The 11,332-nt window shown below is 34.7% G+C and carries 10 protein-coding genes; all 10 read left to right on the forward strand.

The genetic code is table 11. The features are described 5' to 3' along the window. The first annotated feature begins 60 nt into the window (after positions 1–60). Positions 61–747: a hypothetical protein gene (locus tag LBD46_07735; protein MDR2427047.1), complete on the forward strand. Its 687-nt coding sequence runs from the start codon at positions 61–63 to the stop codon at positions 745–747. A 34-nt stretch (positions 748–781) separates the two neighbouring features. Next, the gene (locus tag LBD46_07740; GenBank protein MDR2427048.1) at positions 782–1,375 is read left to right on the forward strand and encodes a hypothetical protein; all 594 of its coding nucleotides are present in this window, start codon (positions 782–784) and stop codon (positions 1,373–1,375) included. Beyond that, the gene (locus LBD46_07745) at positions 1,363–2,127 is read left to right on the forward strand and encodes an ABC transporter ATP-binding protein (protein MDR2427049.1); all 765 of its coding nucleotides are present in this window, start codon (positions 1,363–1,365) and stop codon (positions 2,125–2,127) included. Before LBD46_07740 ends, LBD46_07745 begins: the two co-directional genes overlap by 13 nt. Next, complete coding sequence (locus tag LBD46_07750; protein ID MDR2427050.1) at positions 2,127–3,746, forward strand: hypothetical protein; 1,620 nt, start codon at positions 2,127–2,129, stop codon at positions 3,744–3,746. Before LBD46_07745 ends, LBD46_07750 begins: the two co-directional genes overlap by 1 nt. Beyond that, positions 3,743–4,435: a polysaccharide deacetylase family protein gene (locus LBD46_07755; protein ID MDR2427051.1), complete on the forward strand. Its 693-nt coding sequence runs from the start codon at positions 3,743–3,745 to the stop codon at positions 4,433–4,435. Before LBD46_07750 ends, LBD46_07755 begins: the two co-directional genes overlap by 4 nt. Before the next feature lie 10 nt (positions 4,436–4,445). After that, complete coding sequence (locus tag LBD46_07760) at positions 4,446–4,691, forward strand: hypothetical protein (protein MDR2427052.1); 246 nt, start codon at positions 4,446–4,448, stop codon at positions 4,689–4,691. A gap of 227 nt (positions 4,692–4,918) precedes the next feature. Continuing rightward, a complete protein-coding gene (locus LBD46_07765) occupies positions 4,919–5,287 on the forward strand; it encodes a hypothetical protein (protein ID MDR2427053.1) in 369 nt (122 codons plus the stop codon). Between the two features lie 90 nt (positions 5,288–5,377). Beyond that, entirely contained in the window at positions 5,378–7,093 is a 1,716-nt protein-coding gene (locus LBD46_07770; protein ID MDR2427054.1) for a diphosphate--fructose-6-phosphate 1-phosphotransferase, read from the forward strand. Positions 7,094–7,458: 365 nt separating this feature from the next. Next, positions 7,459–8,034 carry a hypothetical protein gene (locus LBD46_07775; GenBank protein MDR2427055.1) on the forward strand — a complete coding sequence of 192 codons (576 nt, stop codon included), beginning with the start codon at positions 7,459–7,461 and terminating at the stop codon, positions 8,032–8,034. 58 nt (positions 8,035–8,092) lie between these two features. After that, positions 8,093–11,332 (forward strand): hypothetical protein (locus tag LBD46_07780; GenBank protein ID MDR2427056.1); only part of this gene is annotated, 3,240 nt, incomplete at its 3' end.

Below are 11,332 nucleotides of genomic sequence, written 5' to 3' on the forward strand. Positions count from 1 at the left end.
TTTTTTAGTTTTTTAATTAGATAAAATCTTAATTGTATATTTTTATTAAAAGGGTGGAAAATGAAATTTATAAGAAATATTGCGGCTTTTTTGTCACTTCCGCTTGTGGCTGCTTCAGTTTATACGCTTATTAAAGCTTTTCTTGATTTTACTGCTTCTTCAGATGTTACATATACTCCTTTCTGGATGGGCATTTTATGTTATGCCATATTTCAATCTGTTTTTTATAAACCTATGCGTACTTATATTTTCGGGCATGAACTTACACATGCTTTCGCCGGAATTTTAAGTGGCGCAAAAATAAAAAAATTTAAAGTAGGAGACGTATCCGGACATGTTGTTCTGACAAAAGACAATATATGGATAACTCTGGCTCCCTATTTTTTCCCTATATATACTTTTGCCGTCATAGTCATTTATTTGTTTTTAGGCTGGATTACTGATATACTTCCTTTGTATCCATACTTTCTTTTTCTTGCAGGCATTTCGACAGCTTTTCATATTGCATTGACAATATATATAATAGGTATAGGTCAGCCTGATTTAAAAGTTTATGGAATATTTTTTTCCTATATACTTATAATTGTGATTAACGTTATCATTTTCTCGATCCTTATGGCTTTGGTTTTTCCAGATGGAATTAATATTAAAAATCTTTATCGTGAAATGTATGACAATATTGTTTTATCGTATATGTTTATTTATGAAGGTGCGTTTCAGATAATTACGGCATTCCAGAAGGCTTAAAATATATATAAAATAAAATCAAAGGTTGGTTAAAATGCTACAAATTCCAAAAGATGAGTTAAAAAGAAAAGGGTTCCATTTATTGTCTTTAATTTATGTGTTCGGATACTGGTATTTATCTAAATCCATCGTTATATGGGGGCTTTCAATAGCCATTGCCATTGTGGTTTCGCTTGAAACGTTAAGATTCAATGTTATGGCATGCAATAAATTTTTTTGTAAATATTTTAAAGGTTTTTACCGTGAAGAAGAAACAAAAAAAATAAGCGGTCTTATAGGAACGCTTGCAGGCGCTTTGATAGCAGTTTTGCTTTTCTCTGACAAGTACATGGTTATGGCGAGTTTTTTATATCTGTCTTTTGGAGATTCTTTTGCGGCAATCGCAGGCAAAATGTTTGGCAGACATAAAACTTTTGCAGGCAAAAGTCTTGAAGGAAGCATGGCGTGTTTTGTTGCTTGTTTTATTGCAGGATTATTTTTATTTAACTGGAAATTTGCGCTTGCAGGTGCGTTAATCGCTACAGTGGTAGAATCTGTTCCTTGGCCTGTTAATGATAATTTTTGGATGCAAATATTAAACGCAGGTTTGCTTACGCTGCTTGGCGGGGTAATTGTATGGACGGCATAAACGCAATAGAAGTCAGTGGTCTGATAAAAAAGTTCGGCGGTTTTAAAGCTTTAAACGGTATAAATTTTAACGTTAAGAAAGGTGAAATTTTTACTTTTCTAGGACCCAATGGTGCAGGCAAAACTACGACGGTAAAAATTTTAACAGGACTTTTAAAACCGACTTCCGGACAAGCGAATATTTTAGGTATGGACGTTTTAAAAAATATTGATTTGATAAAAGAAAAAATAGGTTTTGTTCCTGACCAGCCCTATGTTTATCCATACCTTACAGCGTTTGAATATATGAGAACGATAGGCGATATTTACAAAGTTCCAATCGAACAGCAAAAAAAGATGATTGCAAAGCTGTTGGAAATGTTTGAAATAAGCGACAGAGCAGGCGAAATAATAGACTCTTTTTCGCACGGAATGAAACAAAAGCTTGTTATTTGCGGCGTTTTGCTTCATAAGCCAGAAATAATGTTTCTGGATGAGCCGCTCGTAGGGCTTGATCCTAAAAGCGCAAGAATAGTAAAAGATATTTTCTCCAAGCTGTCAAAACATGGAACGACAATATTTATGTGTACGCATGTTTTGGAAATAGCCCAAAAACTTTCTGACAGGATATGCATAATCAATGATGGAAAAATTCTTGCGCTGGACACTTTTGAAAATTTACGAAAGACTGGCGGCTCCGATTCAGATCTTGAATCTATATATCTGCATCTTACTGGAGCAGTTGACACCGTGGTTTTACCGGATGGCATTTAATGCATTATCTTATAAAAATCTCCGTCTTTTCGTTTATAAACCGCATAAATTCTTTAAAGTTTAAAGATGATTTTAAAGTGGCAATTTTTATATTTATAGGTATAAATATAATTTTTATTATTTTCGCTGCATCGTGTGCATTTTTGAAATATATCAATTCAATTGTGGTGGCAGGTCCTCTTATAGTCAATAAACTTATAGCATTACTTTTTATTACAGCTTTTTTAATGGCTGTTCTTTCCGCTGTTATAGTTTCTTTTTCTACCATATATTTCGGCAGAGACATAAAATGGCTTTTGGCTTCTCCAATAAAGCTCGAAGATATTTTTTCTTTTAAAGCGACGAACTCTTCTTTTTATGCTTCATGGATGGTTTTTGTCGTATTGGTTCCTTTCATGGCTGCTCTGGGTGTGATAAAAAATGCGAATATTTTATTTTATTTATTTTCGATAATTTTTGCTTTTCCTTTTCTGGCATGCGCAAGTTTTATAGGAATAGGGTTTACCATCATAATAATGCGTTTTTTTCCAGCGGCAAAAATAAGAAATTTGATTTTTATTATAGGAATGATATTTTTTACTTTCGTTTTGGTATTTGTAAGACTGATCCAGCCGGAAAGATTTATAACTTCCTCAGGATTTGAAATTCTTGCACAGTATTTAGGATATTTGGACGCTCCGACGGCTAAGTTTTTGCCTTCGTGGTGGTATACTTCGGCAGTTATAGGGCTTATGTCAAAAGATTTCAGCAGAATTTTCATATATGCCAGCCTGCTTTTTGCCGCTGCGGTTCTTTTATGGTTTATGATAAAAATTCTTGCGAAAAAATATTATGCAGATGGATTAAATGAAGGGCAGGCTTTTGCTTCTTCAAATATAAAAAAGAAATTATTTAAAACAAGAAGTCCGGTATTTGCGATTTTTTACAAAGATATAAAAGTTTTTATAAGAGATTCAAATCAATGGTCGCAGGTTTTGATACTTGCTTCAATAGTTTTGGTATATCTTTTTAGTATGTATAAATTGTCTTTTGAGATGGTAAAAATGCATAACACGATGTCCTTAGTAAACTGTGCGCTTGTATGGTTTGTCGCTGTTGCCGTATCTCTTAGGTTTGCGTTTCCTCTCATCAGTCTTGAGGGAGAAAGTTTTTGGTTTTTACTGACAAGTCCGGTAAGCAGGCTTAAACTTTTTGCTGAGAAGGTAATTTTCGGAAGTATTCCCGTTTTTGCCATATCCATGATATTAATGTTTGCGACAAATTATATGCTTGAAATTTCCAAACCGGTTTTTATTTTAACTTTTGCAGCAACGGCGTCCGTATCTATGCTTATAAGCTGTTCGGCTATATCGATAGGAACAATTCTTCCAAAATTTAATTATTCAAATATTCCTCAAATAGAATCTTCGTTGGGCGGACTTGTTTTTATGCTTTTTTCATTTTTTATAATAATTGTCAATATACTTATAATCATGCAGCCTCTGAGACTTTTTTATTTAAAAAAGTATGATGCCGCTACTTTTTTTGAATTCGGTTTTGTGCTTTTATTGATTGATGCAATATTCGGTATTATCATTTTAGCAGCAGGATACAATGCGCTTAAAAGGATTGAGAGATGAAAAAAATCTTACTTCTTGTTATTATATTTTTTTGCTGCGTACTCTGCCGTGCAGAAAATAAAGTTTTTTATGCCGAAGGTACTGAAAAGCCAAAAAGGATTGCATTGACTTTTGATGATGGTCCCGGAAAAACAACAGAGAAAATTCTTGAAATATTAAAAAATAAAAAAGTTAAAGCTACTTTTTTTATGCTCGGCAGTAAAACCGTAAAGAAGCCCATGACGGCAAAAAAAGTCGCAGAAGAAGGGCATGAAATAGCAAATCATACCTACGATCACGTTAATTTTTTTAAATACGACGCCGCTGATAAAAGTGAAAAGATAAAAGATGAACTTTTAAAATCCGAAAAAGCGATACAAAAAGCTTCAGGCATTACACCTTTTTTGGTACGTTATCCTCACGGATATGCAAAACGTGACGCTGTAGACATTGCGAAAGAAAACGGCTATTATGTGATAAATTGGTATTTTGGCTGTGACTGGGATTTAAGTCTTACCGATGAAGAAATGTATGAAAAATATATAAGTAATATAAAAAGTGGAGCAATTTTTCTTATGCATGACACCAATACGAAAGCAGTTAATATTCTTTCCGATTTTATTGATAAACTTGAAGAAGAAGGTTATGAGATTGTTACTGTAGGGGAACTGCTCGGTTTAAAACGGGAATTGGAAAAAGAGATGAAATAGGAGGTTTGGAATGGCAAATATTTTAATTTTGTCGGTAGCTAAAAGAAAAGATACTGCTGTTACTGTGCAAGAAATTCTTACCAAAGCAGGCTGTATGATTAAAACGAGGCTTGGGCTTCATGAAAGTGGAGATGGAAAATGTTCCGATGAAGGACTTATTATTCTTCAGCTTGAAGCGGATGATAATGATATAAACGATTTAGTTTTAAGGCTGGAACAAATTGAAGGCGTAAAATCAAAGCTTATAAATATTTAGTTTTTTTTATGGAAAATAATTAAATAGTATAAAATTATCAATATGAGTTTTTAAAAAATGATTAAATACGATATTTGCAATATCAATGGATTCTTCCGAAAGGAAATATAATGCTTTGCCTTCAAAATATAATTAAATGTATTTTTTGTTTTTGCATTTTTCTTATTTTATTTCAGGCATGTTCCGTAAAGAATAATGATTTATGCAATCTGTATGTTATAGATGTAATGAAAGAAAAGAAAATATACCTCCCTCGCAGCAGTGCTAATGACATAGATATTTATCTTAAATCTTCGCGGCACTGGGAAAAAATACCGACTACGCCGGCCGGAAAATTAAATCATAAAGTGGCATATAATGCCGCCAAATCTGGAAAATATGTTTTAGCTGCATATAATGGTGGAGCAAAAAGCGGACACATTGCCATAGTAAACGGCAAAAAAGAAATGTCGTACAGTAAAAACTACAATGCTTATGTGCCGTATGCTTTGGGAAGCGTACGGGGCCGCAAACCCAAACTTATTCCACTTTCCTATCAATTTAGCGCAGACAAAGAACCAAAAATAAACTACTATATCTACAATAAACAAAAATAAAAAGAGCGGGTAGAAAACAGAATGGTATTTATGTTATAATAACCGCATTCATTTTTTTATACATAAAATTTGTTTTGGAGGATGCGTAAAATGTCCAGTAAAAATGTGTCTGAGCTTCAAATTGAAAGGTGTAAATTTAAACCCATTCTTCCTGAAGTTTTAAAAGCCGGCCCCGTTTTCGTTAAACCTAAAAAAGGTAAACCGACAAAGTCTGTTGCCAATCAGTCAAAAATTAAAAATATTTTTAAAAATACTTATGGGCTGCCGGAGGTTACTTTTACTAAAGGCACAAATTTCGGAATAGGAAAGAAAACTGTCAAAGCCGCGGTTGTTCTTTCGGGAGGGCAGGCTCCTGGCGGACATAACGTAATAGCTGGCTTGTTTGACGGTTTGAAAAAAGCGAATAAAAGTAATGTTTTGATAGGTTATCTAGGTGGCCCATCTGGAATTCTTGAAAATAGATATAAAGTAATATCTGAAAAAGTTCTTTTGGATTATAGAAATACCGGCGGTTTTGATTTTATACAATCAGGCAGAACAAAAATTGAAACTCCACAGCAGTTCTGTACAGCAAAAGACAATATATTGAAAAACAAAATAGACGCTTTGGTAGTCGTAGGCGGAGACGATTCAAATACGAATGCAGCTCTTATAGCTGAATATGTGCACAATGAAAATGTCAAAGATATATGCGTTGTAGGCGTTCCTAAAACGATTGACGGAGATTTAAAAAATGATTATATAGAAACTTCCTTTGGTTTCGATACGGCGACAAAAATTTATGCAGAACTTGTCGGAAATATATGCAGAGATGTCAACTCGGCGCAAAAATATTGGCATTTTGTAAGGCTTATGGGAAGAAGTGCATCACATATAACTATAGAAGTCGGTTTTAAAACACAGCCAAATATAGTTCTTGTTGGAGAAGAAATTCTCGCAAAAAAAATGACTTTGGAAAAAGTGGTTGACGGCATATCTGACATTATCGTAAAACGTGCAAATCTAGGTAAAAATTTCGGAGTGGTTTTGATTCCAGAAGGCTTAATCGAATTTATTCCCGAAATGAAAGAACTTATCTCTTCTCTCAATGACGTTTTGGCACAAAACGCTTCGGCGCTCTGCGAGATAAGCTCAATCGAAGCCAAAAAAGATTTTATTTTTAAAAAACTTCCGAAAAAACTTTCGGATTTGATGAAATCTCTTCCCGCAGGAATTGCTTCCCAGCTTATGCTTGACAGAGATCCGCACGGAAACGTTCAGGTTTCATTAATCGAAACAGAAAAACTTTTGATTGAAATGGTTCACAAAAAACTTTCGGAACTAAAAAAATCCGGAAAATACGCCGGAAAATTCTCGGCGATTACACATTTTTTTGGATATGAAGGACGCTGTGGAATTCCTTCAAATTTTGATGCAAATTATACTTATGCATTAGGATACAATGCCGCAGCTTTGGTTCTTAATGGAATGAGTGGATATTTATCATCTGTAAGAAATCTCACAAAACCTTCAAAAGAATGGATTTGCGGAGGAATTCCTTTGACGATGATGATGAATATTGAAAGAAGACATGGTCACGACAAGCCCGTTATTCAGAAGGCTTTAGTTAATTTAAAAGGCAGGCCATTTAAAGAGCTTGCAAAAAACAGAAACAAATGGGCTGTTGCGGAAAGTTACATATTCCCCGGACCTATTCAATATTTTGGTCCTGCTACAGTGACCGATATGACTACAAAAACTTTACGGTATGAACAGTCTGAAAGAAATAAAATACGTACAAAACTAAAGTCAGTCATTCTAAAATGAATATGTGAAATCAACCCTCAAAGCGGGCGAAACAAAAGTTTCGCTGCATTAAATGCCCCGACTCTACGGTCAAAGGAATTCTAATTGTTGTAATGCCTTTTTATGATAAAATTAATTCCTAAAAACAAAAATTAAAAATACTTTTTAAATATGTTTATTTGCTTGATAGGGTACAAATGTATTTATGAGGCAAAATTGTAAATTTTATATCCATAAACCACAAAATAATTTTCAAAAAATTCACAAATTTTGCTGTTATATTTTTCACTATTGTCCTATAATATATTAACACAAAAAAAGTAATATTTTGTAATTTCACATAAATTATCATTGAAAAAGTAATAAATGGGATATATACTATTTACATGGGAAAAATGAAAAGAAAATATTGTGTTTTATTTAAAAAAACAGTAAAGTTGAAATTGTCGCTATTTATTGTATTAGTTATGCTGGCAAATATAGTAAATGCGGCGATAATAAAAGGAACGGATTATGTTCCCCAAATAAAAATAGATTCAACAGAAGTTAATAAAGTGTGGAAGATACATAAATTAATGAATAAGCCGTTTGAGATAATAAAGAAAATGATTGAAGAAGAATTTGGAAGAACAGAAGGCACAGAAGGGAGTGAAGAAGGAATATTATACATAATGAAAAGCGGGAAGAAAGAGGTGAAGAAGGGGATGGGAGAGAACATATTTGGGCTGGGCAGGGATACGAGAATGATGAGTGCAAAAGATATGATAAAAAGTGAGCAAGTTATATGTGTTATAGGGAATGATATATATAAAAGCAGAGACAGCGGAGGTAAAGGTATAGCAATTGCAATAGGAATAATAATAATGCTGATAATGAGGGTATTGCCAAGGGGAATACCCGATGAAGTGAATAAGGTAACAAATAAAAAAATAATAAAGTATGCTGTCCCGTCTTTAAGTTAATATAAAGATGGGATTTTTCATTTTTAAGGCAGAAATGGAAAAGCATAGGGAGAAAAAGATGAAAACAAAAAAGAGAATAAAAGAATGGCTGAGCGGGATGTGGACTGGAGCAGGTGATATATTGCTGCCAAAGATAAAAGGAATAAACGGAATAAAAATAACTGCGATATTGGTGTCAATATGCTTTGTGATGACATCGGTATGCGGGGAAGCGATAGGTGCGATAGCGGATAGGCAGAGAGATGCGAAGCAGTTCAATCAGATATTTGAAGGGTTTACGCTGCCGTATTCGTACGGGAAGATAACGTATGGTAATTATGGAGGCAGTGATAGCGTAGTTATAAACATACAGGATTTGCATTCCCATCCGGATGTTCAGAAAAATATAAGCAAGATAATAGAGACATTTGATAAGAAGTATGGTGTGGAAAGGGTATATTTGGAAGGAGCATATGGAGACGTTGACGTGAGCTGGCTTGGGGTAGAGACAGACAAGGACAAGAGGGAACAAATATTAGAATTGATGATAGACAGCGGCCGCTTAACGGGAGCGGAATATTATGCAGTAAATAGCGGTCGTGAGAAACTGATAAAAGGATTGGAGAGTAAAAAGGAATATTTAGATAATTTGGTGAGGTTTGGGAAGATATTGGATTCGCAGGGAGAGATAGAGATAATATTGGGCAGTATAAGTGAAGACATAAGGAGATTAAAAGATAAATATTATAATCATCAACAAAATAAGCTGGATAAGTTGTCAAAGGAGTATAGTGATGGGAAGATAGATGGCAAAAAATACTTTACATTGCTGTATAAACATACGGACAAGCTTGGGATAGACATCTACAAGTATGAAAATATAGACGCTTATAAGATGCTATTGGAAGAAGAGGGAAACTTAAATTATAAGAGAATAACTCTGGAATTGGGCAGCGTGATAGCGAAGTTGAAAGAGGTGTTGCCGTATCAGGCGTACAAGATGATAATGGATAATACAAATAATTTCAGTGAAATAGATAAATTATATGTATATTTAATAAAGTTTGCGAGGGAGTACAAGATAGATTTAGATATAAATTATCCGAATTTGGCTAGATTTTTAGGTTATGTAGAGTTGAGTCAGAAGATAAACCCGTTAGAATTGATAAAAGAAGAAAGTAAACTGGTAGACGAAATAAGGGAGAGTTTTGGATTAAGTAGAAGCGAAAGAGAAGTATCGTTTATGGTGGAATTCGAAAAATATTTGAGAGATTTTTTATCTAGTAAGATAACTGCGGATGATTACGAGTATTATAAAGTGAATAAGGGGGAATTTGATAGTTTGTGGGTGAAGTATATAGATAATGCTAAAAAGGATATGTTGGATAGGTATATAGAGGAAACAGAGAAGTTTTATGAAGTAAACATAAAAAGGAATGATCACTTTTTGGATAATATAGGGATAGAGAAGAATAAGGCAACAGTGATAGGGGAAGAGGCAGGAGTGGAGAGAGTGGTAAAAGAGTTGGAAGGAAAGAAGATATATGTAGTGGTAACGGGAGGATTTCATACAGAGGGCGTGTACAATGAGTTAGTTAAGAGAGGGATAACAGCGTTAGTGGTGACGCCGAATGTGAGCGGTGGGGTGAAGGCTGCGGAGGAAAAGTATTATCAGATAGCCAAGGAGCAGAGTAAGGTATTATTTCAGGCATTAGCGGCGTTAAACTTAACGCAATATGTGAATGGGATGGATGATATGCGGGGAGAATATGCGGCTATTGTAGCTGGAACGCTGGTAAACGCTGGGAAAATAGATAATAAGACTTTGACAGAAGTGAATGAATTTCTAAAGAAAGTAATAAATAAGAAACATGGAGAAGGTGATAAAGAAATAATAAAAGCGGAAATAGAGTACAGAGGAGAAAAAGACATAAGGCTGGTGGTGGAGAGAGAAGGAAGTATAACGGAATATAATTATGATGCAAGAGAAAGGAAGTTTAAAAATCCTGAGGAAAGAGAAAGAAGGGAGAAGTCGGAAAAGAGCATAAATGCGGGAACAAAAGCATTTTTGGCGGGATTTATACTATCAGTGTCAATGGTGATAGGCAGCATTGTGATTTTACATGGAGCGGTACTGGGAATGGGAATGCTCGGCTATGTGTTATTGGGAATAGCTGGTGTATACAGCATAAAACGGACGGGGAAATCTTTAGAATTTTCTATATCTCAGAAGAAAGTGATGGAAGATGCGATAAAAGAGTTGGTGAAGAGAGGGGTAGTGGAAAGCGGTGAAGAGAGGCTGGATTTTAGAATATTGGGGAAGGTACTGAATAATATATCTGGCGATTTAAGAGGGAAGCTGATAAACAAGATGTTGAACAAAGATATAACGGTAGAAAAACTGTTGAACAATATATCTGATGAGTCATTGAGAGCGGAGTTGATGGATAAGATGTTGAAAGAAGGCAGAAAGACAACGGTAGAAGAAGTGTTGAATAATATAATAGGCAAGGGGGTGGAGATAGAGGAAGAGATAAAAAATTTGCAGGATAAAATGAAAAAGGCAGGGAAAGAAGGTACAAAAAATGAAGAAATAATAAAGATGTTTGGGGAAAAGCAAACAAAAGAGGAGGAGTTATCGAATTTAAGTAAGAGTTTGGACATAGAAAATCTCGTAGAAGAAAGTGATGTAGCAATGTATTTCGACGAAACAATACACCTCAATTATCCGCTTTTGTCAGTTTTGTTTTTTGATGAAAACGGAAATATAAAGAATAGAAATTTATTAGAAGTATTTATAAGGCATGAACTCAGGCATGCAGATTGGAAAGGAAGAGCGGATAGAGGTAGTAAGATAGCGGGATTTATACATAAAATAGAGTGGTTAGAAGAGCTAATAGTATCGTTAGGAGACTCGCCTGATTATACGGCATTGACGAGCGAGCCGATAAGGAGATGGATAGGCAGATTGTTTAGTAGGAAGGATACAGAAAAGAAACCTGCCGAAGAAGAAGCTCAAAGTATTTCTGAAACCGATTCTGCTGGCAGGCTGGACTCAGATGCTCTGCCTGTGTTACAGGAAAGGTCTGAAGAAACAAGGTCTGCTGTTTCACAGGAAAAACCTTTGGCAGTAGCTTCTTCAGATAGGAAGAGTATTTTGAATAGAATTTTATCGTTTATGAAGACGTTTAGGATGAGTACCTTGTCTTTTGTGTCTAAGTTTAGGAGAGCTCCGAATAGTATAGACTCTGATTTGGAAGAGGGATTCAGGAAGTATTTGGATGAGTTTTATGAGAAAGATGGCATTAAAGATGCGGGA

The organism is Candidatus Endomicrobium procryptotermitis, from assembly GCA_031279415.1.
Lineage (GTDB): Bacteria > Elusimicrobiota > Endomicrobiia > Endomicrobiales > Endomicrobiaceae > Endomicrobium_B > Endomicrobium_B procryptotermitis.